Below are 25,605 nucleotides of genomic sequence, written 5' to 3' on the forward strand. Positions count from 1 at the left end.
GGAAACCAGTAACCGATGTACGTGAAACGCCTGGCCGGCGCAGCGGCAATCGTCGCCAGCGTCGGAGTGACGGGACCGCTGGCTGCGGCCGGCATCGCAGCAGCCGTCCCATTGGCACCACCGTGTAGTGGGCAAGGCCAATCGAGTTGCGAACCGGGCCCGGGGCCCGGCGGCGGGCAACAGAGCGGCGGGCAGCAGGGCGGCGGGCAGCAGGGGGGTGGCCAGCAGAGCGGCGGTCAGCAGGGCGGTGGCTCGTCGCACGAGCAGCAGGGCGGTAGTACCCCGCCTAGTTCGCAGAACAGTGCGCCTCCGAGTTCGCAGAACAGTGCGCCACCCAGTCAGCAGCAGGGCCACGATCAGCAACAGGGCCACGATCAGCAACAGGGCAGTGGGCACGATCAGCAGAGCAGCGCGCCACAGACCTCGCAGGACAACGCGCCGCCTAGTCAGCAGCAGGGCAACGGTCATGACCAACAGGGCAATGGTCAGCAGGGCAACGGTCATGACCAGCAGGGCAATGGTCAACAGGGCAATGGTCAGCAGGGCAATGGTCACGACCAGCAGCAGGGCAACGGTCAGGACAACAACGGCCCGCAAGGTCCACCCGACCAGCAGAACAACCACCCGCGCCCGCCGCCGTTCACACCGAGTGGGGCGTTTGACCGCGGCAACGACCAACAGGGCGGACCCAGGGACGCGCCCCGCGGCTTCGACGCACCGGGCCACGGTGCACCGCCACCGCCGCCGGAGCGGGGTCCCGGCTGGAACGACGGGCCTCCTCCGGGTGGCCCGCCGCCCAACTGGGACGGACCGCCACCGCAAGGCGGCTGGGACGGTCCGCCTCCTCCCGGGGGCTGGAATCAACACTGGGACGGCCCACCGCGTGACGTGAATCAGGGCCGAAATGACTTCGGGCGCTTCAATTACGGCGACTTCGCCGTGGTGCCCGTGTTCAACCCCGCGTTCGGTGGCTTCGGCTTCTGGTACTTCGGCCTGTGGATCCCGCTGTACTGACGCGGGCGCGCCGTTAACTGCCTAGCTGTTCGGCCAGCGCCGCACCCAGCCGGTGTCCCGACAACCAGGCCGACTCGATGCGCGGCGCGCCCGACGGGCACCAGGAGTCGCCGCACAGTCCGAGCGGACGGCCGCTGTGTGTCATGAGGCCGAAGGCGTTGTCGCCGTGGGTGTGCTCGGGTTTTGCGAACGTCCAGCGGTGGGCGTGCGTCCACTCCGGAGCGGCCGTGACGGCCATGACCCGTCGTAGCGCCTCGAGCACGGGAGCCACTGCCGTATCAGGGCTTTCGAGGTGGGTGCGGGCCCGCTGCGCGGTGGTATGGGCGACGAGCACGGCGGCACCGTCGCCGCGCCGCGATCCGTCATCGGCGACGAAGGCGAGGTCGGGATCGTCGTTGACGAACGCCGCATCGGCGATCGGCCAGCATCGCTGTGCCCAGCCCGCGGCGACGGCGACCACCGGCTCGTACCCCACCCAGTCGACGACGTCGGGTGCCAGTCGGGCGGCTTGCGGGTCGGGCATCGCCAGCACGACCGCATCGTGGTCCAATACGTCGAGGGCACCGATCGTTTCGCCGGAGCGGACGTCGTTCGGCAGTGCCGCGCGCACCAGCGACCGCAGGCCGCCAGGCGTGGCATATCGCGTCGGGCCTGCGGCGCGGTGGTGGCCGTCGGCGGAGTACACGTCGAAGGTGTCGGTCCACTCCCTGGCCAAACCGCGCGCCGTCCAACCGGCGACGATCGCGACGAAGTCGGCGTCCTTGGCCGTGAAGTACGCGGCCCCGACGTCGACCCTGCGCCCGTGCAACTCCGGTGAGGCCATCCGGCCGCCAGGCGCCCGGCCGCCGTCGATCAAATCGACTGAGATCCCGTGCGCGCGTAGTGCGTTGGCACACGCTGCTCCGGACAGCCCGGCACCTACGACGGCGACTCGAGTCACAGGTACGGGTCAGCCCAGGCGCTGATGATGCGCGCCGCGCGGGCGGCCTGATTCTTGCCGGTCAGCAGATGGTCGGCGCCCTCGAGCGAGACGAAGCTGCGGGGGTGGCGGGCGGTGCGGAAGATGTCGCTCGCGTTGGCGATGCCGACGGTGTTGTCGGTGGGTGAGTGCATCACCAGAAGTGCCCGGCGCAGCGTGCGGATGCGTTCGCGTAGGTCAGCATTGCGCACGTCTTCGATGAAGTGCCGCTTGAGCGTCAGGGCCTTGCCGCCGACGGGGAACGGCGCCTCTCCTTCGGACTCGATGCGCTGCACCAGGGCGTCGTAGTTGCGCTCGACGTGGGAGGGGTCGAATGGCGCGCCGATGCTCGCCACTGCCTCCACGGTCGGACACTCGTGGGCGGCCGCGATCGCCGCCGCGCCTCCGAAGGAATGCCCGACGAGTAGCCTCACTTCACGGCCGGAGGCGTTCATGAACTCGACCGCCCGCACGGTGTCGGCGACCTTGTGCGAGAAGGACCCGTCACCCCAGTCGCCCTCTGAATCGCCGAGGCCGAGGTTGTCGAATCGGAGCATGCCGATGCCGTCGCTGGCGAGCTGCTTGGAGATCCGGCTGGCCGCCGGGCAGTCCTTGCCGAGCGTGAACCCGTGGGCGAACACGCCCCAACCGCGCACCTCACCCACAGGAAGATCGATGACGCCCGCCAGTGCGGGACCGGTGGTGCTGGAGAAACGGACGGGCTCGGCCACTGCGTCATCTTGTCACCAACGCCGCCGTACCATCCATGCGATGACGACGCCAGAGGTCCTTCGCACGTTGCCGCTCGTCGAGGAGATCCTCGAGGCGCACCGCCATCGTGCTCGGGGTGACGACGCAGGCTTCGACGGGTACAAGGCGCACGTGTATCGCGTCGTGAACTTCGCCCGCGCCATGACTCCGGCCACCCCGGACCGCGACGAGAAGCTGTCCATCGCTGCGGCTTTCCACGACCTTGCCTCTTTCGACACACTTGACTACCTCGCGCCGTCGATCGAGGCGCAGGATGCGTGGTTGAGGCAGACGGGGCGGGAGGCCTGGGCCGACGAGCTGGCGCTCATCGTTGCCGAGCATCACCGGATGTCCAAGTACGGGCCGAACCGGCCGCACGCACCCTTGGTGGAGGCGGTCCGACGCGCCGATCTCGTCGACGTCAGCCAGGGCTTGATCCGGTTCGGCATGTCAAGCGCCTACGTCAAGGAGGTGCGCGGCGCGTTCGATGCCAGCGTCTTCTTCACGCGCGTCATACCGATGGGAACGCTGCGCGCGGTGCGCAAGCTTCAACAGCCCGGTTTCCTGCGCCCGCGCAACGCCCTTGTCCGTTCCGGCCATGGAGGGGCCGACGGGGGCTAGTCCAACCAGCTCGTCGGGTGAATCAGGGCTAGCGCGAAGCGCTTTGGGCGATGATGTCGACGACGAGCGCGCGGGCGCGTTGCAGGGCCGCGACGGAACGTTCGATCTTCGATCCCACTAGTGCACCGTCGTAGATCACCTGCACCTGATGGGCGAGGTCGGCGCTCGAACCGACAGTGGCTTTCGGGCTGGCCTCGGTCAGCTGCGCGGCAAGGGTGGCGTGCATCCACTGGCGATGCGCCCGCACCGGGGCCAACTCGGTGTCGGGGAACTCGGTGGCGGCGTTGGCGTAGAGGCACCCGCGAAAGCCGCGGGCGGGCGCGCCTGTGATCGCCAGGTCGAAGAACAGCAGCACCCGGGCAAGCGGATCGGCGACGTCGGCGGCCGCCAACAGCCAGCGGTTGCGATCACGCTGATCCAAATCGGTGAGGTAGGCGATCACCAACGCGTCCTTGGAGCCGTAGGTGCTGTAGAGGCTCGCCTTGGCCACCGCTGCCTCGCGCAGGATCTGGTCGATGCCGACCGCCCTAATACCTTGAGCGGCAAATAGTTTCGTTGCAGTGGCGAGTAGCCGCTCTGCGGGACCCACGGGGGCCGGAGCGTGGCCCGGCGCAGGGGCGACACGGTGTTCGGCGGTACTCACGCGCTCAGCTTATCGCTAGTTAGCCAATAGACAGAGCGGTCTGTCTGTGCCAGCGTCGTGGCACTACATCGAAGGACGGGAGTTGGACATGGCGCTGTATCTCTACGAGGTCGTCGCAGGCGGGACCGACCGCGCGAACACCACTCAGGTGCTCAAGGATCTCGACGCCCACGTCCACCGAGCCGGCGGCGAACTGATCGAGGCGCAGATCACCGCACAGTCCCATCGGATCTTCGCGGTGGCCGAATTCGAGGGTGCTCCAGCGGCTTTGGATGCCACCGAGCTCGAGGCCATCGACGTCAGCGGGCCCGACGAGGTGCGGTTGGTCGGGGCGGACCTCGAGTCGGTCAAGGCCGTCCGTCCCGCCGCGGGTTACCTGGTGGAGTGGGATCTGCCGCCCGAGTTGGACATGGAGTCCTACCTGGCCCGCAAGAAGGCCAACGCACCCCGATACGCCGACGTGCCCGAGGTCAGCTTCCTGCGCACGTACGTGCGCGAGGACATGATCAAGTGCTTGTGCTTCTACGACGCGCCCGACGAGGCGGCGGTGCGCCGCGCCCGCGACGCCGTCAGCACCCCGATCGATCGGTTGCACGGACTCGACGGCGAGCAAAGGTGAGCGCACCGGTCGGCGAGGCCGTCGCCGACCTCGGCGCGGCCGTGGATCGCGTGTCCGGGCGGGCCGCTGCGCTGGACGATTCGACGGCCGACATCCGAGACGACCTCACCGCACTCGGGGGCGCCGGCCTGCTACGGCTGGGACTGGACCGTGCGGCGTTGCCGGACCAGGTGGCCGTAATCGAGGAGATCTCGACGGCGAGCCTGGCGGCAGGGTTCTGCGTATGGGCGCACCGGATGGCGCTGCACTACGTGCATCTGGCCCCAGAATCGTTGCGCGAAAATCACTTCGACGCGTTGGCCCGCGGTGAGCGGGTGGGCGTCACCGCCATGGCCGCCGGACTGAAGCACGTCGCCGGGCTGGGCGAGCTACCGGTGATCGCCCGGCCCGACGGCGACGGGCTGCGCGTCAGCGGGCCGATCCGCTGGGCCTCGAACGTCTTCTCCGACGCGTTGATCGTGCTGCCCGCCCGGACGGAACGCGGCGAGACCTACGTGGTCGTCGTCGACGCCGACGCCGAAGGGGTCACCATCAACTCGGCCCCGCGCCTGATGGCGCTGAACGCCACCGGGTCGACCTCGCTGCACCTCGACGACGTCGCGGTGCCGAGCCATCGGATCGTCAGCACCGACCTGCGCGGGTTCGTGGCCCAGATCCGACCGACGTTCCTGCTGCTGCAAACCGCGTTCTGCGTCGGCGTCGGCGCCGCCGCACTGCGCGGGGCGCAACGTCTGCATCAGGGAGCGGGGGCGCAGTTCGAGGAGAGCCTGTCCGCCCTGACTCGGGCCGCGGCCCAGCACCGGGAGCGGTTGTACCGGTGGGCGGCCGAACCGGCGCACACACCGCTTTCGAACCTGATCGAGTTGCGGCTGCAGGCAGCGGGACTCGCGGTCGATGCCACCCGGCTCGAGGTCACGCTCACCGGCGGCGCCGGGTACGCACTGGGCAGCGCCGCCAACCGGCGCTTCCGGGAGTCCGCCTTCCTGCCCATCCAATCGCCTTCGGAAGGACAACTGCGGTGGGAACTCAGCCAGGGTTGAGCACGGTACGAATAAGCGCGGCCAGCAAGAGCTTTGGCGCCGTCACGGCGCTGCGCAACGTCGACCTGACGATCGGAGCCGGGGAGTTCCTCGCCGTGCTGGGTCGCAGCGGTAGCGGGAAGTCGACGCTGCTGAGGGTGTTGGCCGGGCTGGAGCCGTTGTCCTCGGGGACGGTCAGTTGGAATGGTGACGGCGGCAGGCCGCAGACCGGGGTGGTGTTCCAGCAGCCGCTGCTGATGCCGTGGCTGACCGTGGCCCAGAACGTCGCGTTCGCGGAGCGCTTCGGCGCCCACCGCAAGGCCTTCGACGCGGTTGACGCGGAAGCGCTGACGAGCCGGTTCGGGCTGGAGGCGTTGGCGCAGCGCTATCCCGATCAACTCTCCGGCGGCCAGGCGCAGCGGGTGGCGATCCTGCGGGCCGTCGCTACCCAGCCGAGGTTGCTGTTGCTCGACGAGCCGTTCAGCGCCCTGGATCCCGCCATCCGCACCGACCTCCAGGGCTGGCTGGCCGACCTTGCCGCCCAACTGGACGTCACTGTCGTGCTCGTCACCCACGATGTCGGCGAGGCGCTGGCGCTGGCCGGTCGGGTGGTGCTGCTGCGCGACGGCCGGCTGGCCGGTCAGTGGAAGCCGGAAGGCGGCGACCTGGAGGCATTGCGCGCCGAGATCGTCGAGCAGTACCAGCCCGAGCCCGCTGAATCCACAGTGCGGGCGGCGTCATGACCCGCACCGCGCTGTCGCGGCGCACCTTGCTGGGTGCCGGCGTCGGACTGGCCGCGGCGGGCGGTTTGTTCGGGGTGGCCGACCTGGCGCGCAGCGCCGTCACCGACCCGGCCACCAACGGGCCCCAGCTGCGCATCGGCTATCTACCGATCACCGATGCCGCCCCGCTGCTCATGGCACACGCCGCCGGGCTGTACCCGCCCGGCACCGTCAGTGCGGCCAAACCGGTGCTGTTCCGCAGCTGGGCCTCGTTGGCCGAAGCGTTCATCACCCGTCAGGTCGACGTGGCGCATCTGCTGATGCCAATGGCCGTCCAGTTGCGTTACACGCTCGGCGGCGGCGTGCGGGTGCTGGGATGGAACCACACCAATGGCTCGGCGTTGACCGTGGCGCCCGACCTCAAGGAATTGGGCGAGTTGGCCGGGACGCAGGTTGCGATCCCGTTCTGGTGGTCGATCCACAACATCGTGCTGCAGCAGCTGTTGCGCGCGCACGGGCTGCAGCCGGTCATTCGACGCAGTGCATCGCGGAGCCAAGGCACCGTCGAACTGGTCGTGATGAGCCCGTCAGACATGGTGCCCGCCTTGGCAAACCGGTCCATCGCTGGCTATGTCGTCGCCGACCCGTTCAATGCGATGGCACAAATCAAGGGCATCGGGCGCATCCACACGTTCCTCGGCGACGTGTGGCGCGATCATGCCTGCTGCGTGCTTGTCACTCGCGAAGACGTGATCGAGAGCAGGCCGAATGCAGTGCAGGCGGTCACCAACGCGGTGGTCGCTGCCCAGGCGCGCCTGGACGCCGACCGCAAGGGCGCGGCCGCGATACTGGGCGAAGGCCGCTACCTCCCCCAACCGGAGAAGGCCATCGCGTTGGCGCTGACCTACCCCACGGCGCCCTATTCGCTGCGCCATCCCGATTGGCAGCCACAGCATCTGGGCTTCAAGCCGTATCCGTATCCGAGCTTCACCGAGCGCCTTGTGGAGGCCATGAGCGACACGGTCGTCGACGGTGACCGGCGGTTCCTTGACCGGATCGATGCTGCAAGCGTGCACGGCGAATTGGTCGACGACGGGTTCGTGCGCGCCGCGCTGGCCGGCCAAGGCGGCCCAAACACCCTCACCAGAACCGAAGAGGTGGCACCGCTATGACGCTCATCGAAACCGACGACGTCCGATGCATCGATGAGCGCAGGCCGTCCACGCCCGCGGGCCCCGGGCGCCGTCGGGTGCTTCAACGCTTGTTGCCACCCTTGTTGGCCGTCGTCGTGGCGATCGGGGTGTGGTGGCTGGTGACCGCGGTGCTCAGTGCGCCGCACTCGCTGTTGCGCCAGACCGTGCCGTGGAAGGTAGTGGCCGCGATTGGCGACCTGTATAGCCGGGGGGTGCTGCTGCCCGACGCAGGAATCAGCCTGTGGCGCTTGCTGATCGGGCTACTCGTCGCCGCCGTGATCGGAATTCCCGCGGGCCTGCTCGTCGGGTTGAGTGTCACGGTGGAGCGGGCGTCGACGCCGGTGGTGCAGTTCCTGCGAATGATCTCGCCGCTGTCGTGGGCGCCGATCGCCGTCGCGGTGTTCGGCATCGGCAGCGAGCCGGTCATCTTCCTGATCGCCGCCGCGGCGGTCTGGCCGATCCTGCTCAACACAGCCGCGGGCGTCCACGCGATCGAGCCCGGTTACCTGGACGTCGCGCGCTCCTTTCACGCCACCCGCCTCGAACTACTGAGCGCCGTCGTACTGCCTGCGATACGCGGGCCGGTTCAGACCGGGCTGCGGCTGGCCCTGGGCATCGCGTGGATCGTGCTGGTGCCCGCCGAAATGCTCGGGGTCCGTTCGGGGCTGGGCTATCAGCTCCTCAACGCGCGCGACCAGCTGGCGTACGACCAGGTCGTCGCGGTGATCGTCGTCATCGGGATACTCGGCTACCTGCTCGACTGGGCCGCGCGCCGGCTGTTGAGCTCGCGGCGCTACCGCTGAGCCAGCGATCAACCCCATACCAAGGGATCATTGTCTCTATGGGGGCATTTGTATCGGTGTACGTCGACATGTCGGCGCATCCAGACGACGTACGGTCGGCCGTGAGTCGGCTGCCGACGCCGGAAGGCGTCGTGACGATCGACGTCGACGACTCGTTGTTGACCGACACGTTCGGGTGCCGGATCGCGGTCGATCTGACAGGCGCCTTCGACGAGCAGGTCGACGGTCCCGAGCTGGCTCGGGCATACGCGCGTGCCCTGTCCGCCGAGCTGGGCGTGCCCGCGTATGCGTTCTACGACCTGCTCAGGCGGGACTACCCGGCCAGCTGATTACCACGTGTCGATGAATCGGCGGTGTGGCCGAGCGCGCACGCGGGCCGATGCGGCCCCGAGGGTATTGATGATGAGCGTTCGCGTCTCGGCGGGATCGATGACGTCGTCGAGTTCGAAAAGTGTTGCCGCATTGAGGGCTTTGGCGTTGTCCTGCGCGGCGGCCGTGGCCTGACGCACCAGCGCCTCGCGCGCGTCGTCGTCGGCGATGGCCTCGAGTTCCTTGCGCATGCCCAGCCGCACCGCGCCTTCGAGGCCCATCGGTCCGAGGTGGGCGCCCGGCCACGCGACAGTGAGCAGCGGCTCATGAAGGCTGCCGCCTGCCATGGCTTGCGCACCGAGTCCGTATCCGCGGCGCAGCACGACCGCGATCAACGGCACCGTCAGCGCGGCGCCCGCCACCAGCAGGCGCGAGCCGCGCCGCACCAGCGCCTCGGCTTCGGCAGCCGGCCCCACCATGTATCCCGGGCAGTCGATGAGCGAGATGACGGGTAGCCCGAATGCGTCGCACAACTGGAGGAACCGCGCGGCCTTGTCTGCGGCCGCCGCCGTGATCGCACCGGCCATGACGCGGGTGTTGTTGGCGATCACGCCAACGGCACGGCCGTCGATGCGTGCAAGCGCCGTCACCATTTCCGGGGCGAAGCGCTCGCGCAGGAACGTGACCGTGCCAGTGTCGCAGAGCGTTTCGATGATCGGCTGGACGTGATAGGCGCGGCGGGCACGCTCGGGAATCAGCGTGCGCAAGCGGTTCTGGTCATCGCACGCGCCGGCGGGTGCAGCGCCTTGGAAGTACCCGAGTAGCCGCTTGGTGACGTCGACCGCTTCCGCCTCATCGCGGGTGACGACGTCGACGACGCCGTTGGGCGCTTGCACCGAGATGGGGCCGACGTCGTCGGGGTGGACGTCGCCGAGCCCACCGCCTGCGATCATTGCGGGACCACCCATTCCGATCGAGGCGTCCTCGGTGGCGACGATCAGATCCGAGCACCCCGCGATCACGGCGTTGCCCGCGAAGCAGCGGCCCTTGACGACGGCGATGCGCGGCACCAGTCCCGACAGACCCGCCCACAGCGCGAACGCACGCACGTCGAGCGACGACACGACCGGATAGTCGGTGTCACCGGGTCGGCCGCCGCCACCCTCGGCGAAGAAGACCGTAGGCAGTGCCATCCGCTCGATCAGTTCGAACAACCGGTCCTTCTTGAGGTGCCCGAGCGCGCCTTGCGTGCCTGCCAGCACCGTGTAGTCGTAGGACAGCACGGCGCACGCCCCGCCGTTGATGCGCGCAGTGCCTGCGATCAGTCCGTCGGCGGGGGTGCGGGCGATGAGGTCGGCCAGCTCGCGGCGATGGCGCTGGGCGGCGATCGCGAAGCGGCCGTACTCGACGAACGATCCGGGATCGACCAGGTCTTCCAGGTTTTCGCGCGCGGTGCGCCCGTCCGCGGCGTGCCGACGCGCGACGGCTTCGGGACGGGCCGCGTCCTCGGTCAACGCGCGCCGGTCCAACAATGCTTGGTGGTCGTCGCGAAGTGGCTCCATCGTTCGCACTTTAGGCGCCCGGTGGCTACGCCTTCGTGGCGGTGATGAAGTTGGCGAACACGGGATCGTCGCCTCGAAGCAATGAGCGCACCGGTCGGCCCAGCCGCTCCGATTCCCGACGGCTGTCCAGCACCTCGGAATGCCACCCGTGCGCGCCGAACCACGCTGCGCAGTCGGTCTCCGCGTCCTCGGACCAGACGTCGTCCAGTGCGAAGCCGGAGTCCGCGGTAGGAGTCCCGGCGTCGCGTTGCTTGGCGATGGCCTGCTTCAAACCGACCCCGCTGTAGTCCTCTGCGCCGACCCGACTGCCTTGCGCACTGAGTGCGTCGAGTTGGCCGAAGAGCGAGTGTTGCGCCTGCGGATCCAAGAACGGCAGCAGACCTTCCATCAACCACGCCGACGGGCGGGCCGCGTCGAAGCCCTGCCCCCGCAGCGCCGAGGGCCAGTCCGTGCGCAGGTCGACGCCGATTGCGCAGCGCTTCACCTTGGGGGCGACGCGGTGAAGCGCGAGCGTGTCGGTCTTGTAGTCGAGCACCTCCGGCATGTCGATCTCGTAGACGCTGGTACGGGGCGTCCACCCCAATCGGTATGCACGGGAGTCCAATCCGGCCGCCAGGATGACGACCTGCTCGATACCTGCGGCTGAACTCTCGCTGCAGAACCGATCGAAGAAATGGGTGCGGACCGCGTGATAGCTCACCAGCCGCAGGTAATCTTCCCGCTGCTCAGGCGAACTCGCCCAGCCCGACGAAATGGATTCGCGCAATTCGCTCAGTTGGGGCGTGGAGATGAGTAGCTCGGCGAACTCGTCACGGGCCAGCGGAGCTGCGCTCTTGGCCTCCTCGGCCCGGAACGCCGCCACGATGACGGCGGTGCTGCCGACTCCGGTGACGATGTCCCACGAATCGTCGGCTGATCGTGTCACGCGTCCTCCGCTCGCAGGCGCTACACAGCGCATTGTTGGGTGATTAAGTCAACAATCATTCCTTCATAGCCCGCTTCGGTGCGGCCCGTCAAGGTTGGTGTTTCTCCAGCATTCCACGCACTGCGATGCTGTCACGAAAGTGCCTGCACCTTCGGTAGTTTCAGAGGCACTGCCGACGAGGCGGGCGCCGGCCACGCCGAGCGTGCGCCCCGATTCATTGACAACGGCCCCACCCGGTGTGATAGTCAACGGACCGCAAGTGAAAACAGCGTTTTCAGTCATCGACGCGCAGCAGCAGGAGGCACCGTGGCGGACCCCGCCTGGAAGAATCCCATGGCGTGGCTGCCGTTCTCCATCGCGGAGTTCGCGCTGTCGGGCGGCGAGGATGAGGATCCCGAACTCGTCGCGGCCTGGGCTCACCTGCAAGAACGCTTGACCGCCGCCCAGCAGTTGGTGGTGTGCACCCCGGTGAACAAGAACCGGCTGGACTTCGGCGCAGGCATGCGCCACCTGATGGTGCTGCTCGCGGTGGGCATCGACATCGCGCTGCGCGTGGATCCCGATCCGGTGCTGGCGGTCACTCGCGCCAAGATGGACGACATCGTCACGTGGGGCCTGGAGTGCCCGGACTGTGTGTACATGAACGCGAGTCTCCGGCCGGGCGAGACCTATCGCCTGTTCGGCAATCGGGGCACGGCACGTTACGTCGGACTGCAGACGATGGACGGCATGGCAGCGACCTCCAACGTCCTGGTCGACGAACTCGAGGTCGACGCCGACGGCAACTTCGAGGCGATCCTCTCGGCAGACTCCCACGATGGCAACTGGCTGAAGGTGGCGGGCGATCATCCGACGCTGACGGTGCGAAACTTCCTGTACGACTGGGACACCGAGGTGCCAGCAGATCTGAAGATCGAGCGCGTCGGCGCCGAGGTCCAACCGGAGGACCGCCCGGTCGCGCTCGACGTCTCGGTGGCGCGTCAGCTGTACGCGGTCGGGGAGTTCGTCTACGACAATCTGAAGTTCTTCCTCGACTTCGGCGCCATGCCGCAGGCCAACGGCTTCGTGCCGCCGATGGATATGTCGTCCATGGGGGCGGCCGCCGAGAACCGGCCCGTCATAGGACGATTCGAGCTCGAACCCGACGAGGCACTGGTACTCGAGTTCGAACCGCCCAAGGGCGTCTACTGGAGCATCTCGCTCGGCAACCCGTGGCTCGAGACCATCCACTACGGGCGCCACCAGTCCAGCCTCAACGGGTATCAGGCGGTGGTGGATCCCGACGGGATGGTGCGCTTCGTGCTGTCCGCTCGCGATCCGGGCGTGGCGAACTGGCTCGACACCACCGGGCACAGCAACGGGGCGATGCTGTTGCGGTGTGTGCGAACCGAATCCGCTCCGGTGCCGAGTACCCGAATCGTCAAGATCGACGAAGTCCAATCGGCATTGCCTGCCAATACCACGATGACCAGTCCGGACGAACGCGCCAAGGTCATTGCCGCGCGTCGCCGTGCCGTACAGGAGAGGTTCTACCGATGAGTTTCTCTGCCGACGAACTGGAAGCCGGCGCGCGCGCCGCGACGGGCTTGGACGACTTCGGATCGTCTTACTACCGCGAGGGACTCGAACGCACCGTAGAGGGGCTGAACAACGAGGCTGACCTGAATGACATGGGCAACGTCATCCAGCACGCCACCATCAGCAACGCCCTCATCCAGCGGCTCAAGATCATCGACACCTACAAACAGCATCCCGAGATCGCCGATGAGGTAGTGGACGGTCCGGTCGTCATCCTCGGGCTACCACGCACCGGGACAACGGCTTTGGGCCAGTTGATCGCCAACGACCCGCAGTTCCGATCGCTGCGTACATGGGAGTCGCAAGCCCCAACCCCTCCGCCAGAAGCCGCGACGCAGTACACGGACCCGCGGATCGCGCAAGCTGCCGAGGGCATCGCGATGATCGACAGCATGTTCCCCGACTTCCAGGCGATGAACTCGTCGGAACCCGAGGCCGCGACCGAATGCCAGGACCTGATGGGCATGAGCTTCCGGACCTACCACTTCGACGGCGTGGTCCGGGTGCCCAGCTACATCGAATGGCTGCTGGAAGCCGACATGCGCGAGACGTACGAGTATCACGAGCAGGTGCTCAAACTGCTGCAGTGGCACTGCAAGCCTAATCTGTGGCACCTGCGCACCCCGGTGCACATGTTCGCCCTCGACGCCTTCGTCGAGGTGTACCCCAATGCCAAATTCCTATGGAGCCACCGGGATCCGGCGAAGGTGTTGGGATCGGTGTGCAGCTTGATCTCCTACATCCGTAGCTGGAGCAGCGACCGCAAGGATCCGCACGAACTGGGCGCCGAGCAGCTGGCATGGTGGGCCAAGGGCATCGGACGGGCCATGGAGTTCCGCAAGAAGTTCGGCGACGACCGTTTCGTGGACGTGTCGTTCGCAGACCTGCAGACCGACTCCGTGAAGACGGTGGCCGACAGCTACCAGAAGCTGGGCCTTGAGTTCAACGCAGCTGCGCGGGCGAAGGTGCAGCAGTGGGCGGACGGGCACAAGCCGGGCGCACGTGGCACGCACACCTACGAGTTGGCCGATTTCGGGCTCACCGAAGGGCAGGTGCGCGAGGCGTTCAGCGACTACCTGGCCACCTACGACGCCTCGGCCTGACGGCGTATGGAAGCCAACACCGGCGGGCGCAGGAAGCTCGAACCCGATCCGCAAGTACGCGTGGCCATTCTCGCGGCAGCCTCGAAGATCGTCCGCGAGGAGGGTGTTCGCGGGTTCAGCATCGCGCAGGTGCTGGACCGGGCGCAGCTGAGCACGCGGGCGTTCTACCGACACTTCGGCTCCAAGGACGAGCTGGTAGCCGCAGTATTCCTGGGGATGGCCAGCGTCGAGATGTTGCGGCTTCGGCGTCGGATGGCCGATGCGTCGGATCCCGTTGGCGCCGTGGCCGCTTGGATCGACGGCCGGCTGGAACTCGCCTTCAACGACGAGCTCCGATCGGATCTCCGCCAGATGTCGGTGGAGGCGCAGTCGCAGATGTTCGCATCGCCGGAGCTGATCGGACCCGCCTACGGCGAGATTCTGCGTCCGCTCGTCGAACAGCTGGCGCGCGGGCGGGAACTGGGGCAGTTCACCGAGATCGACCCCGACAGCGAAGCACTGTCGATACAGGGTGTCGTCTGGTCAAACGTCGAAAGACAGTGGGCGACGGGCAGTTGCGACCAGAACGAACTCCGGGAGCGCGTCCAACGGTTCTGTCTGCGCGGGCTCGGAGTCGCGCCAGAGACCGTCCGCACGATCGTTGACGGACACCAAGCGAAGTAAGGGAGCTCATGGATCTCGGATTGGCAGGCGCCGCCGCCGTCGTGACCGGTGGAAGCAAGGGCATGGGGTTGGCGATCGCACAGACGTTGGCGGCTGACGGGGCACGCGTCGCGGTGATGGCGAGGGGCCGGGAAGCCCTCGATGCCGCCACGGAGTCCCTACTCGCGGCGGGCGCTCCCGACGCCGTCGGCATCAGCGTGGACATGACCTCCGCTCATTCGATCGCGGCGGGATTCGAGGAAGTGCGCGAGCGGTGGGGCGCGCTCAACAGCCTCGTCCACACCATCGGACCGGGCGACGGCTACTTCGAGGAGATGTCGGACGAGGACTGGGACGCAGCGTTCGCGCTCGGCACCATGTCGGGGGTGCGGTCGATCCGCGCTGCGCTCCCGATGCTGCGGGCCGCGGACTGGGCGCGCATCGTCACCCTGTCGGCGCATTCCATTCAGCGGCAGAACCCACGAATCGTCGCGTACACTGCGTCGAAGGCGGCGCTGAGCAGCGTCACCAAGAATCTGTCGAAAAGCCTTGCCAAGGACGGCATTCTGGTCAATTGCGTCTGCCCCGGCACCATCGTCACCGCCAGTTTCACGGAGAATCTCAAGGACATCCTTGCTGCCGACGGCCTCGACGCGACCAACCCGGTCGACGTGATGACGTGGATCGACGACAACTTCCACCAACCGTGCGACCTCGGCCGCGCCGGCCTACCGGAGGAGATCGCGTCCATCACGACGTACCTGGCGTCGCGGCGGAACGGGTACGTCACTGGTGCCACCGTCAACGTCGACGGCGGCTCGGACTTCGTCTGACTGAAACCGCAGGGTTAGCTCGGTCCCAACGCGTAGGCGCCTGTCTCCGGGTGGTGGTACCAGCCACTGGAGGCTTGGGTTCCACCGTCGACGTGGATGGTCTGACCGGTGATGTAGCTGGACAGTTCAGACGCGAGAAACACTGCTGCGCCGGCCATCTCGTCGACGTGGCCCGCGCGGCCCATCGGCACGGTGAACCCGAAGCGCTCCTCGGACCCCGGCGGCGCGACTTGCCGCATCCCTTCTGTCAGGGTGATGTCGGGGGCTAGCGCGTTGACCCTGATGCCGTGCGGGGCGAGTTCGAGCGCGGCCGTCTTGGTGTAGTTGATGACGCCTGCCTTGGCCGCGGCGTATGCCGCGTAACCCGGTGCGGCGCGCACACCCTCGATCGACGTGACGCTGATGATGCTGCCGGGCAACTTCTGCTCGACGAGACCGCGGGCCACCCGCTGGGTGCAGAGGTAGACGTGCCGCAAGTTGGATTTGTACAGCGCGTCCCAACCGTTCTCGGTGGTGTCGAGGATCCCCGACCAGAAGACTCCGCCCGCATTGTTGACCAGGATGGTGACGGGGCCGAGTTCGGCGACGGTCTGCGCAAGGGCGGCGTCCACCGAGCCGCTGTCGCGCACGTCGGTCGTGATGCCGAGCGCGCCGATTTCCTCGGCGGCGGATGCGCAGGGCTCGGCGTTGCGTTCCCAAATCGCCACCCTCGCGCCGAAGGCCTTCAGCCCCGCCGCGATGCCGCGGCCGATGCCGGCGCCACCGCCGGTGACCACCGCGACGCGGTCGGTGAGAAGGATCTTGGACGGATCGATGCTCATGTCCGCGACTATAGAACAAGGCCTGGTCGAGTGTTACATTCTTTACTTAATATGTTGTAGTTGTAACAGTCGTAAGGACGGAGAGTCCATGACCAGCACGATCTTTGTCACCGGTGCCACCGGGCAGACTGGGAGCAACGTCTGCGAGCAGCTGATCGAACGCGGCGACCACGTCCGCGCGCTGGTGCGAAATCCGGACGAGGCCACCGCGCTGGCAGACATCGGCGTCGAGCTGGTCAAGGGCGACATCAGCGATGCCGACGACGTACTGCGCGCGGCCAAAGGAGCCGAGGCCGCGATCCATTGTGCGGCGCTGCTCGGCGGCGCCAGTCAGGACATTGACGACTTCAAGGCCGTCAACATGGTCGGCACCACGAACGTCCTCGACGCAGGACTGGCGCTCGGCATGCGGCGAGTTGTCGCGCTCAGCACGGCCACCTTCATCAACCTGACCACCGACCGCGACTTCGAGGATGCGCCGGTGCTCGAGGATCCGCCCGACGACCCGTACACGGTCACGAAGCTGGCGGCGTTCATCGAGGCACACGACCGGGCGGCCGCCGGTGAGGACGTGCTGACGTGTCATCCCGGCGCTATCTTCGGCCCGGGTATCGTCGTCGAGCGCGCCCTGCACCGGACCAGCTTCAACCGGGTCCTGCTGGCGGGTATGCGCGGAAGGATCAAGCGCTACTTGGCTTTTCCCGTGACGTGGGTGTCGGGGGCGGACGTCGCGAAGGGCTCGATCGCCGCCCTGGATCACGGCGTTGCGGGTGAGCGCTACCTGTTGATCGGTCAGCCCGAGGACACCATCAGCACCGCAGCCGGTATCAACCGCGCGTGCGAGCTCGCCGGAATCGACCACCGTGTCGAGGATCTCGACTATCGCGCGGATCCCGAGGCATTGACCGCCGAGTTCGGCCCCACTCTGATGGCTATCGCCGAGGCCGCGGCAAAGGACGTGCGCAACCCGAGGACGAAGGACAACCTGACCACACGAAGGCTCGACTACCACCCGATGTCCTTCGACGACGGACTGCGCCAACTGATCCCGTGGTTGCGCGGACTCGGCCGGCTGAACTGAGCACGCCGTGACAGCGCCAGATTTGTCCGATCGGATCCTTGACGCCGCCCAACGCCTGGTGTTCCGGACAGGCGCAAGGAAGCTGTCGCTGTCGGACGTCGCAACACTGGCAGGGGTATCCCGGCCCACCATCTATCGCTACTTCGTGTCCAAGGAGGAGCTGATCGATGCGTTGGGCAAGCGCGAGTACCGGCGCTTCAACGCGGCGATGGACGACGCGATGGTCGGCGTCGAGGGGGCCGCACGGCTGGAAGCCGCGGTTGACGTCGTCGCGACCTTCGTCGAGGACCAACCGCCAGGGCGGCTCCTCGACCTCGAACCGGGCTTCGCGTACGAGCAGATGGCACAGGCGTTGCCGATGATGACCGACGGCTTGATGGTCGTCGTGCAACGGTGCGCACGCGAACACGGTGTCGCCGCCGGAGTGGATCCTGCAGACCTGGCGGGCGCGATCGCTCGAATCGCGTTGAGCCACTACACGTTTCCTGACGCCAAAGGCGGTGGGGTGCGCAGCCAGCTACGTGCCGCCGCCGGATTGCCTGCAAGGAGGCCAATCGCATGAAGATACCGAACGTCCAAGATCCAGAGTTTTGGCAGCGGGGGCCCGACGACGAGCTCGCCGCGCTGCGCCGTGGCTGCCCCGTCGCCAAGCAGGAGGCGGGCTTCTGGACGATCGCGGCGCATGACGACATTGTGCGGATCAGCAAGGATCCCGCGAGCTTCAGTTCGTCGAAGGGCGTCTTGATCGGTGACCTGAAGCGGACCGTGACCGGCACGGAATCCATCCTCTACGTCGACCCACCGCGTCACGTCGCGATGCGGCGCATCGTCAACCGGGGGTTCACCGTGCGCAGGGTCGCGGAGCTCACGCCGATTCTTGAGAGCATCGTCGCCGACGTGCTCGACGCCATCGACCCGGCCGCGCCGGTCGACGCCGTGGACGCGATCAGCGCGCCAGTGCCGATCCTGATGATCGCGCACATGCTCGGAGTGCCTGCCGAAGATCTGCCGACCTTCCGCACGTGGTCCGACGCGATTGCCATCGCCGCGACCGATCCGACAGACCCGCGCGCCATGGCCGCCATCGACTTCTTCGTGTACTTCAACGCCAAACTTGATGCGCGGGCTAGCGAATCGGACCCGCCAGAGGATCTGCTCACCGCGATCACCGCGGATGCCGAGCTGACACGAGCGGAAGAACTCGGCTTCTGCATGAGCCTCTTGGTGGCAGGCAACGAGACCACCCGACACCTCATCAGCGGCGGCCTGGTCGCCCTTGCCGAGCATCCGGAACAGCGCGCGAGGCTCGCCGCGGACGAAGCGCTGATTCCCGTCGCGGTCGAGGAGATGCTGCGCTGGATCACACCGATCGTCGCGATGGCGCGCACCACCACCTGCCCGGTAACACTCGGTGGAACGGATGTCGACGCGGACCAGTACCTGGTCATGCTGTATGCGGCCGCAAACCGGGACGAGGCGGTGTTCGGTTCGGATGCAGGCGAATTCGATACGAGCCGGTCTCCGAATCCTCATCTGGCCTTCGGCATCGGTGAACACTTCTGCCTCGGCGCCCAGTTGGCCCGGTTGGAGGCGAAAGTCGTCTTCACCGAGGTGTTGCGACGGTGGCCGAACTATTCCGTGCTCGACGGGGTCGAGATGGGCGCATCGACACTGCTGCGGGAAACGGTCAAACTACCGATCCTTTTGCAGCCCTAGCGAAGACCGTTACGCACCGCGTCCGTCAGGTCGCCGAGCAATTCGAGCAGCCCGTCCGCCTGGAGTGATATGAGCAACGGCCGCACTTCGTCGCGCAAGAAGTCCAGGGTCACCGCGTCGTTGCGGCGGCCGACGAGTGCGCGGGCTTCGTCGAGCGCGGTACGAAGTTCGTCGGAATCAGCATGCGCGGCGGCAACCTGCGTGACGAGCACATCGATGAGCTCCCAGTCCCGGTACATCGCATTGGTGGCCTCGTAGAGCGCCACGCCCGTCACCGGCTCACCGCGCATGGTGCCGTGGTAGCGGTACGGACCCTCCAGGTACTCGATGGGCAACTCGTGTGCGGGCGCGAATACCAGTGGCTCACCAGTCAATTCCAGCTCGAGTGCGGCGGAGCGCAGGGTGTGCCGCTCGGGCAGATACCTGGGCTTGGACGGCGGCCGCATCAGGCTGCGAACCGCATCGGGCCAACGCACGTAGCTGGTCGTGGTCACTTCAAGATCCTCGAAGCATTCCGGTGGAGTGCCGTCGGCATGGCTGGTGGTGATCCCGGTGAACGGCACAAGGGCATTGCCGATCCTGCGGTCGAACTGCCGCCACACGCCGAGGTCGACACCGTTGTCGAGGCTGATCGTGTGCCACTCGTGCGCCTGTCCACGCGCGTCGCCGCCCGTCGCCCCGCCACCGGCGTACTGCGGGAACCACTGGCGATCGATGTGGCCGGAGTCGCCGAAGACCTGTTCCTCCAAGTCGCCCCAGCGCAACGTTCCAGTCATTTGCACACCGGTCTGGAAGTACGAGTAGGTGTTGTCCTGGAGGCACGCCACGATCTTGCCGTGGTGGACGGGCCCACCGACGGGCACCGGCGGCCGCGTCGGGGTCAGGTGTAGCCGCAATTCCATTGCAGCGCCGTCCTTATCGCGTCCGAAGGCGGCGTAGTCGTAGGTGTAGGGGATCAACTGGCCACTGCTGTCGCGGCACGCCGTCCAGGTGGTGGTGCCCGCGCTGCTCTCGTACCGCAGGTCCAGGTGCCCTTCGGCGGTGGTCAGTTTGGGCCGGGCGCCCGGCTCCATGTTCTTCGGCGGCATGTCGTAGTCGGTGAAGGTGCCGTAGGTGCCCCGCTCGACGTCGAACAGCGCGAACGTGTGGAAGTCGGCGATCACTTCACCGCCGGGCCGGTTCCGGTTGAAGATCGTGATGAACGCGAACTTGCGCCCGGAGTTCGGTGCCGTCAGAAATCCTGCGAGATACCAGGTGTCGGATTCGTAGTCCGGATGGGTGCCCTCGGCCGCCGGAAAGTCGAGCTGCGCGTCACCGGGCACCAATCGATACGGATAGCGACGCCAGTCGGTCATGTCCATGTGCACCTGCCTCGATTCACTCGTTGACGATCACGGACCGGATTCCGGCACCCCGGACCAGATCCTCGAACGCGGCGTTCACGTCGTCGAGCGCGATCCGCCCAGTGATCAGCTGCTCCAACGGAAGTCGTCCGGTGCGCCAGAGGTTGAGCAGCAGCGGGAAGTCCCGACCGGGGACCACCGAACCGTACTGGCATCCGACCAGGGTCTTACCGTGCATGTACAGGTCGTAGGCCGACAACGAAATGCGTTCGTCGGGAGGCGAAGCGCCGACGATGCACGTGGTGCCACCGCGGCGAGTGGCTTCGACCGCGGTCTCGATGGTGGCCTGGCGGCCAACGGCTTCGAAGATGTAGTCCGCGCCGCGGCGGCCCGTGATCGCACGGATCTGTTTGGCGACGTCACCGTCGGCCGGGTCGACGGCGTGAGTGGCGCCCAACGAGATCGCTGCGTCGCGGCGCGACGCCACAGGGTCGACGGCGATGAGCTCCGCTGCACCGCGGACCTTCGCAGCCATCAGCGAGGCCAGCCCGACGCCGCCGAGTCCGATGATCGCCACAGAGCTGCCGTGTTCCACCGGTGCGGTGTTGAGCGCGGCCCCGGCCCCGGTGGCGACGCCGCAGCCGATCAGCGACGCAATCTCCAGGGGGATGTCGGCGTCGATCGGGATGACAGCGCGCGCCAGACAGTTCGTGGCAGTCGAGAAGCTCGAGACGCCCATCGAGGTGAACAGCGCCGCGCCCTCGGCGTCGGTGGCGTACGGCATCGAGTAGCTGTCGCGGATCGCGTTGCGGCACAGGTGCACTTCGCCGCGTTGGCAGAACCAACATTGCCCACAGGCCGCAACCCAGGCAATCACGACGTGGTCGCCTGGCGCGACGTGGTGGACCTCGGATCCCACGGCCTCGATGACGCCCGCGCCCTCGTGCCCGAGCACGCACGGGGTGCCTGCGGGCAAGACCCCGGTGGCTTGGGACAGGTCGGAGTGGCAGACGCCACTGGCGGCGATGCGAACCCGGACCTGGTCGGGCGCAAGCGGTGCGAGCGTGATGTCCTCGACTTGCAGTGGCGCTCCGATGGCACGGAGAATGGCTGCGCGTTCGCTCATCGTCAGTTTCTACCTCTCGGTCCGTTGATCACGACTCAGCGGTAGCCGATGGTCTTGGTTTCCAGGTACTGCTCGAAGCCTTCGACGCCGTTCTGTCGGCCGATGCCGCTTGCCTTGTAACCGCCGTAGGGTGCGTCGGCGCCGTAGAAGAGCCCACCGTTGACGTTGAAGGATCCGGCCCGTACGGCGGCGGCGAAGGCCATGCCCCGTTCTTGCGACGACGAGAACACCGATCCGGATAGCCCGTACTCACTGTCGTTGGTGATCGCCAGCGCCTCGGCCTCGTCGTGGTAGGGCAGGATCACCATCACGGGACCGAAGACCTCGCTGCGTGCGATTTCCGCGGAGTTGTCAACGCCTGCAACCAGTGTTGGCAGGACGTAGTTGCCGCCTGCGAGCTCGGGATCGAGGTTGGCGGGCGCCGCTCCGCCGGTGACGATGTCGGCGCCAGCGGCTTTGGCGCGGTCCACGAAACCGATGATGCGGTCACGTTGTCGCGGACTGATCACCGGGCCGAGCAGCGTGTCCGGACTGGCTGGGTCGCCCGGTGCGAAGAATCCGAAGAGTTCGACGACCTTCTCGAGCACTGTGTCGAACAGCTTGGCGGGCACCAACAGCCTGGTGTTGACTGCGCAGCCCTGACCCGCGTGAAAACAGACCTGGGCGGTGTTGGGCAGCACGGCGTCGAGGTCGGCGTCGTCGAGCACGACCATTGCCGACTTGCCACCGAGTTCGAGGAACACCCGCTTGAGCGTTTCGGCGCCCTTGCGTGCGATGAGTCGACCCACGTCGGTCGAACCAGTGAACGACACCTGGTCGACTCTTGGATCGGTGACGAGTAGTTCGGCGACGGCGTTGTCGGGTGTCGTGACGACGTTGACCACGCCGGCTGGTATGTCGGTGTGCTCGGCGATCAACCGGCCGATTCGAGTGGAGCTCCACGGAGTGTGCGGATCCGGTTTGAGCACAACGGTATTGCCGGTCGCCAGGGCCTGGCCCAACTTGTTCGAGACGATCTCGAACGGGTAGTTCCACGGCGCGATGGCAGCGACCACGCCCATCGGCTCCTTGACCACACGACGTTGGTTGTCTCCGCCCGCCGTACCCGCACCGAGTTCGCGTTCCCAGCCGAACGAAGCGATCAATCCGGCGGGGTAGGTGAGCGCGTCGGCCATCGGCCAGTCGACCTGGGCCATGGTGGTGGTCATCGCTGGGCAACCAACTTCGGCGATGAGCTCGTCGCGAAGTTCTTCACGTTCCCGTTCGAGGGCCGCCTGGAGTTGGAGCAGGCAGCGCTTGCGCAGCTCGCGGTTCGACTTCCAGTCGGTGTCGTCGAACGCACGGCGTGCCGCGCCGATCGCGTCGTCCATGTCGGACGCCGCCGCTGCTGCGGTGCTGCCGAGCACCTTGCCGGTAGCAGGGCTGAGGTTGTCGAACCTGGCTCCGGACTGCGCCTCCCGGAGCTCGCCGTCGATCAACATGCGCGACTCAGCCCTTGCCGCGGCGCGAGCGTTGACCGCTGTGCTGGTGGTCATGTCGGCTCCTAGGCGCGCTGACTCGATGATTCCGTGGCAACGGTATGTCTTACGGTAACGACGTGTCAACGAGCCGTGAAGCAACCCCTACTTCTTGCGGGTGGGCTTCCTCTTGTCGGACTGGGCGAGGACGTGCTCCGCGCGGGCGATGATCGCCTCGAGCGTGAACTCGAACTCGATGCCGTCGATGGAGTGCCCGTTGTACTCGAGTTCGCGGAGCAGCGGGTGGTCGGCATTCACTCCCGTTGCGCGCCTACCGCCGTCCTGCCGTTGGCTGGCGTCCAGATGCTCGATCATCGACGTGCCTCGGCTGTGCCCTGACAGCGCAAGATAGATGCTCAGGGCGTCGTCCGCGGAGAAGCCCGCGTCGACCATCGTCTTGATCACGCTCTCCAGGTTGTTCACCGAGGTCTGGGTGGCCTCCGTGCTGAGTTCCCCGGTCCGCATCAGGATGAGTTCGCACAGCACTGGATTCTCTCCGAAGACGAGGTGCATCTTGCGGAAGTGGTTGCGCAACGCCTCTTGCCAGGTGCCGCCGTCGATGAACGGATTTGTGAAGTGATACTGCCTGGTGGCCCGTTCGGTCATGGCGTCGAGCAGCTGCTCCTTCTTGCGAAAGTGCCAGTAGATGCTCGTGACCGGAACGTCGAGGTGCTTGGCGAGCACTGGCATGCTCAGCCCGGCGATCGACACCTCGTCCGCCAACTCGAATGCGCCAGTGATGATTTCCTCGATGTCGAGTGATCCGCGTGGGCGGCGCTTGGGCTTTGCACCACGCGCCGTCGGCGAAGCGGCCTTGGCCGCTGCGCTGGATTCCGCCATCGTCCCTCCCAGCTTGCACCACGTCGAACTCCCAATGGTACATGGCACACGTCGTCAATACGGTATGACGTACCGTAAATCGCGAGGATGGAATCCGTCGTCGGGCACGTTTCGCCAGGGCCGCGCGCAACGCTATTTTTGCTAAATTGCTATTATCGCTAAGATACATAGCCGCTGACTCGAGAAGCGACGAATCCCAGGAGTCCTTAAGTGCGTACGGGTCGGGCCGCATCCGCATGACGGCACCTTCAGTCGCTGCCATGGTGCGAGCGCGCGCAGAGGACGACAACGTCGGGCTGATCTTCGAGGGTCGGACGTGGACCTGGAGCGAGGTGGTCGCCGAAGCCGCTGCGCGGGCAGCGTGGATGCACGCGACGCTGGATCCCGAGCGACCCCCGCACGTGGGAGTGCTGCTGCCCACGGTGCCGGAGTACGTTTTTCAGATCTTCGGTGCGGCGCTCGCGGGCGCCTGCATCGTCGGGGTGAACTCGACCCGCCGCGGCGCGGAACTGGCGCGCGACATCGACCACACGTCGTGTCAGTTCGTGGTCTCCGATTCCAACTATGGCGAACTGGTCGCAGCGCACGTGGGGGTAGCCGATGCGCCGTGGGCGCAGTTCACGGGAGCCGCACTGCCGGAGTCGGATCCGTCGCCGGAGACGCTGCTGTTCCTGCTCCTGACGTCTGGCTCGACCTCGGCGCCCAAGGCTGCGAAGTGCAGCCAGGCCAGGCTGGCCCGGGGCGCAGGCGCGATGGGGTTCGGGCCAGCGGCAGTGCTCTACTGCCCGCTGACGCTGGCTCACGGGAACGCGCTGAATTCTTGCCTGTTACCGGCATTGGCCAACGGTTGCCGGCTGGTGCTGCGCGACCGGTTCTCTGCGGGTGCTTGGCTCGACGACGTTCGATCCAACGGCGTGACCTTCACGACCACCGTCGGGCGGGCGCTCGGCTACCTCCTGGCTACTCCGCCCACCAACCACGATCGCGACCACCAACTCCGAGCCGTGCTCGCCCCGGAGGCCTCTCCGCGCGACACCGCCGAGTTCAAGGAGCGCTTCGGGGTGACGGTGCTGAGCGGATACGGCTCGAGCGAAGGCGGCATAGCGCTGCTGCCTGCGGGCAGGCCAGGCTCACTCGGACTCGCACCAGAGGGCGCCGACGTCGCCGTCGTCAGCGCGTCCGGGGTGGAATGCGAACCGGCGCAATTCGATTCCGACGGCAAGATGCGCAATGCCACCGCCGCGATCGGCGAGTTGGTGCGTCGCGATGCCGCTGGGGGGTTCGAAGGCTACTGGAACAACCCCGAAGCGGAGTCGGACCGACTGCGGGGCGGCTGGTTCTGGTCAGGCGATCTGGCGTACCGCGACGTCGACGGGGTGTTCTGGTTCGCAGGACGCGTTGGCGACTGGCTTCGGGTCGATTCGGAGAACTTCGCGGTCAGCCCGGTAGAGCGCATTCTCGGCCGCTTCGCGGACGCCGCGGCGGTCGCCGTGGTTGGGGTGCCGGACCCGCTGGCAGGCGATCAGCTCCTGGTGGCCGTCGAACTGCTGCCCGGCCTGACATTCGATCCAGCCGCGTTCGCCGCCTTCCTCGACGCACAATCCGACCTCGGGACCAAGTGGGCGCCTCGCTTCGTCCGCGTTATGCCCGAGCTTCCCGTGATCAGTCAGGGCAAGATCCACAAGAAGCCGCTGCGCGGTGATGCCTGGTTGTGCGACGACCCGGTGTGGTGGCGACCGGCCAGAACCCCGCACTACGTACTTATGACAGACGCCGATCGTGACCTGCTGCGTGACGAGTTCGTTGCGCACGGCCGGGTCGACGCACACCCGAAAGCCGCAGAACACCAACAGGTTCGATAGGAGAC

The 25,605-nt window shown here is 66.9% G+C and carries 26 protein-coding genes; 16 read left to right on the forward strand and 10 right to left on the reverse strand.

The genetic code is table 11. The annotated features are described in order from the left end of the window. Positions 1-15 precede the first annotated feature (15 nt). Entirely contained in the window at positions 16-1,014 is a 999-nt protein-coding gene (locus SLQ30_RS05150) for an MAP_0585 family protein (RefSeq protein WP_319447634.1), read from the forward strand. Positions 1,015-1,027: 13 nt separating this feature from the next. Here the strand turns inward: SLQ30_RS05150 and SLQ30_RS05155 are convergent, their stop codons facing one another. Then, the gene (locus tag SLQ30_RS05155; protein WP_319447633.1) at positions 1,028-1,954 is read right to left on the reverse strand and encodes an NAD(P)/FAD-dependent oxidoreductase; all 927 of its coding nucleotides are present in this window, start codon (positions 1,952-1,954) and stop codon (positions 1,028-1,030) included. Then, positions 1,951-2,703: an alpha/beta hydrolase gene (locus SLQ30_RS05160; RefSeq protein WP_319447632.1), complete on the reverse strand. Its 753-nt coding sequence runs from the start codon at positions 2,701-2,703 to the stop codon at positions 1,951-1,953. Before SLQ30_RS05160 ends, SLQ30_RS05155 begins: the two co-directional genes overlap by 4 nt. A gap of 40 nt (positions 2,704-2,743) precedes the next feature. Between SLQ30_RS05160 and SLQ30_RS05165 the strand changes: the two genes are divergently transcribed. After that, entirely contained in the window at positions 2,744-3,343 is a 600-nt protein-coding gene (locus SLQ30_RS05165; protein WP_319447631.1) for an HD domain-containing protein, read from the forward strand. 28 nt (positions 3,344-3,371) lie between these two features. On the opposite strand, the gene SLQ30_RS05170 is transcribed toward SLQ30_RS05165, so the two are convergent. Then, positions 3,372-3,986 carry a TetR/AcrR family transcriptional regulator gene (locus SLQ30_RS05170; protein WP_319447630.1) on the reverse strand — a complete coding sequence of 205 codons (615 nt, stop codon included), beginning with the start codon at positions 3,984-3,986 and terminating at the stop codon, positions 3,372-3,374. 88 nt (positions 3,987-4,074) lie between these two features. Between SLQ30_RS05170 and SLQ30_RS05175 the strand changes: the two genes are divergently transcribed. The 6 genes from SLQ30_RS05175 to SLQ30_RS05200 are packed head-to-tail and all read left to right on the forward strand — an operon-like array spanning position 4,075 to position 8,671. Beyond that, on the forward strand, positions 4,075-4,605 hold the full coding sequence (locus tag SLQ30_RS05175; protein WP_319447683.1) for a DUF4242 domain-containing protein: 531 nt from the start codon (positions 4,075-4,077) through the stop codon (positions 4,603-4,605). Further along, positions 4,602-5,645 carry an acyl-CoA dehydrogenase family protein gene (locus tag SLQ30_RS05180; protein ID WP_319447629.1) on the forward strand — a complete coding sequence of 348 codons (1,044 nt, stop codon included), beginning with the start codon at positions 4,602-4,604 and terminating at the stop codon, positions 5,643-5,645. The genes SLQ30_RS05175 and SLQ30_RS05180 overlap by 4 nt, the downstream gene beginning before the upstream one ends. Positions 5,646-5,656: 11 nt before the next feature. After that, entirely contained in the window at positions 5,657-6,367 is a 711-nt protein-coding gene (locus tag SLQ30_RS05185) for an ABC transporter ATP-binding protein (protein ID WP_319447682.1), read from the forward strand. Next, complete coding sequence (locus tag SLQ30_RS05190) at positions 6,364-7,518, forward strand: ABC transporter substrate-binding protein (RefSeq protein WP_319447628.1); 1,155 nt, start codon at positions 6,364-6,366, stop codon at positions 7,516-7,518. The genes SLQ30_RS05185 and SLQ30_RS05190 overlap by 4 nt, the downstream gene beginning before the upstream one ends. Next, entirely contained in the window at positions 7,515-8,342 is an 828-nt protein-coding gene (locus SLQ30_RS05195; RefSeq protein WP_319447627.1) for an ABC transporter permease, read from the forward strand. Before SLQ30_RS05190 ends, SLQ30_RS05195 begins: the two co-directional genes overlap by 4 nt. 38 nt (positions 8,343-8,380) lie before the next feature. Beyond that, positions 8,381-8,671, forward strand: coding sequence for a hypothetical protein (locus SLQ30_RS05200; RefSeq protein WP_319447626.1), 291 nt, complete (start codon positions 8,381-8,383; stop codon positions 8,669-8,671). On the opposite strand, the gene SLQ30_RS05205 is transcribed toward SLQ30_RS05200, so the two are convergent. Next, positions 8,672-10,213, reverse strand: coding sequence for an acyl-CoA carboxylase subunit beta (locus SLQ30_RS05205; RefSeq protein WP_319447625.1), 1,542 nt, complete (start codon positions 10,211-10,213; stop codon positions 8,672-8,674). A 25-nt stretch (positions 10,214-10,238) separates the two neighbouring features. Beyond that, positions 10,239-11,138, reverse strand: a complete 900-nt coding sequence (locus SLQ30_RS05210) for a class I SAM-dependent methyltransferase (RefSeq protein WP_319447624.1) — start codon at positions 11,136-11,138, stop codon at positions 10,239-10,241. Between the two features lie 333 nt (positions 11,139-11,471). Between SLQ30_RS05210 and SLQ30_RS05215 the strand changes: the two genes are divergently transcribed. From SLQ30_RS05215 to SLQ30_RS05230, 4 genes are read left to right on the forward strand one after another with little or no spacing between them, the layout of a single operon-like run. Beyond that, positions 11,472-12,677, forward strand: a complete 1,206-nt coding sequence (locus tag SLQ30_RS05215; protein ID WP_319447681.1) for a DUF1214 domain-containing protein — start codon at positions 11,472-11,474, stop codon at positions 12,675-12,677. Continuing rightward, positions 12,674-13,819, forward strand: coding sequence for a sulfotransferase (locus SLQ30_RS05220; protein ID WP_319447623.1), 1,146 nt, complete (start codon positions 12,674-12,676; stop codon positions 13,817-13,819). The genes SLQ30_RS05215 and SLQ30_RS05220 overlap by 4 nt, the downstream gene beginning before the upstream one ends. 6 nt (positions 13,820-13,825) lie before the next feature. Continuing rightward, the gene (locus SLQ30_RS05225) at positions 13,826-14,482 is read left to right on the forward strand and encodes a TetR/AcrR family transcriptional regulator (RefSeq protein ID WP_319447622.1); all 657 of its coding nucleotides are present in this window, start codon (positions 13,826-13,828) and stop codon (positions 14,480-14,482) included. Positions 14,483-14,490: 8 nt separating this feature from the next. Beyond that, positions 14,491-15,294 (forward strand): SDR family NAD(P)-dependent oxidoreductase, encoded by an 804-nt coding sequence (locus SLQ30_RS05230; protein ID WP_319447621.1) that lies wholly within the window; start codon positions 14,491-14,493, stop codon positions 15,292-15,294. A gap of 14 nt (positions 15,295-15,308) precedes the next feature. Here the strand turns inward: SLQ30_RS05230 and SLQ30_RS05235 are convergent, their stop codons facing one another. Continuing rightward, positions 15,309-16,115, reverse strand: coding sequence for an SDR family NAD(P)-dependent oxidoreductase (locus SLQ30_RS05235; RefSeq protein WP_319447620.1), 807 nt, complete (start codon positions 16,113-16,115; stop codon positions 15,309-15,311). 88 nt (positions 16,116-16,203) lie between these two features. On the opposite strand from SLQ30_RS05235, the gene SLQ30_RS05240 reads away from it, so the two are divergent. From SLQ30_RS05240 to SLQ30_RS05250, 3 genes are read left to right on the forward strand one after another with little or no spacing between them, the layout of a single operon-like run. Beyond that, the gene (locus SLQ30_RS05240) at positions 16,204-17,196 is read left to right on the forward strand and encodes an NAD-dependent epimerase/dehydratase family protein (protein WP_319447619.1); all 993 of its coding nucleotides are present in this window, start codon (positions 16,204-16,206) and stop codon (positions 17,194-17,196) included. A gap of 7 nt (positions 17,197-17,203) precedes the next feature. Continuing rightward, positions 17,204-17,758 carry a TetR/AcrR family transcriptional regulator gene (locus SLQ30_RS05245; protein WP_319447618.1) on the forward strand — a complete coding sequence of 185 codons (555 nt, stop codon included), beginning with the start codon at positions 17,204-17,206 and terminating at the stop codon, positions 17,756-17,758. Then, complete coding sequence (locus SLQ30_RS05250; protein WP_319447617.1) at positions 17,755-18,912, forward strand: cytochrome P450; 1,158 nt, start codon at positions 17,755-17,757, stop codon at positions 18,910-18,912. Before SLQ30_RS05245 ends, SLQ30_RS05250 begins: the two co-directional genes overlap by 4 nt. Here the strand turns inward: SLQ30_RS05250 and SLQ30_RS05255 are convergent. The 4 genes from SLQ30_RS05255 to SLQ30_RS05270 all read right to left on the reverse strand — a co-directional run bounded on the left by SLQ30_RS05255 (position 18,909) and on the right by SLQ30_RS05270 (position 23,738). Further along, complete coding sequence (locus tag SLQ30_RS05255) at positions 18,909-20,273, reverse strand: secreted hydrolase (RefSeq protein ID WP_413467932.1); 1,365 nt, start codon at positions 20,271-20,273, stop codon at positions 18,909-18,911. The genes SLQ30_RS05250 and SLQ30_RS05255 overlap by 4 nt on opposite strands. A 16-nt stretch (positions 20,274-20,289) precedes the next feature. Further along, positions 20,290-21,381 carry a Zn-dependent alcohol dehydrogenase gene (locus tag SLQ30_RS05260; RefSeq protein WP_319447615.1) on the reverse strand — a complete coding sequence of 364 codons (1,092 nt, stop codon included), beginning with the start codon at positions 21,379-21,381 and terminating at the stop codon, positions 20,290-20,292. Positions 21,382-21,416: 35 nt separating this feature from the next. Further along, a complete protein-coding gene (locus tag SLQ30_RS05265) occupies positions 21,417-22,916 on the reverse strand; it encodes an aldehyde dehydrogenase family protein (RefSeq protein WP_319447614.1) in 1,500 nt (499 codons plus the stop codon). Between the two features lie 87 nt (positions 22,917-23,003). Then, positions 23,004-23,738, reverse strand: a complete 735-nt coding sequence (locus tag SLQ30_RS05270; protein WP_319447613.1) for a TetR family transcriptional regulator — start codon at positions 23,736-23,738, stop codon at positions 23,004-23,006. 236 nt (positions 23,739-23,974) lie between these two features. Here SLQ30_RS05270 and SLQ30_RS05275 point away from each other — a divergent pair, with 236 nt between their 5' ends. Further along, positions 23,975-25,600, forward strand: a complete 1,626-nt coding sequence (locus tag SLQ30_RS05275) for an AMP-binding protein (protein ID WP_319458307.1) — start codon at positions 23,975-23,977, stop codon at positions 25,598-25,600. Positions 25,601-25,605: the final 5 nt, after the last annotated feature.

The sequence above is a fragment of the Mycobacterium sp. RTGN4 genome (genome assembly GCF_033804635.1).
Lineage (GTDB): Bacteria > Actinomycetota > Actinomycetes > Mycobacteriales > Mycobacteriaceae > Mycobacterium.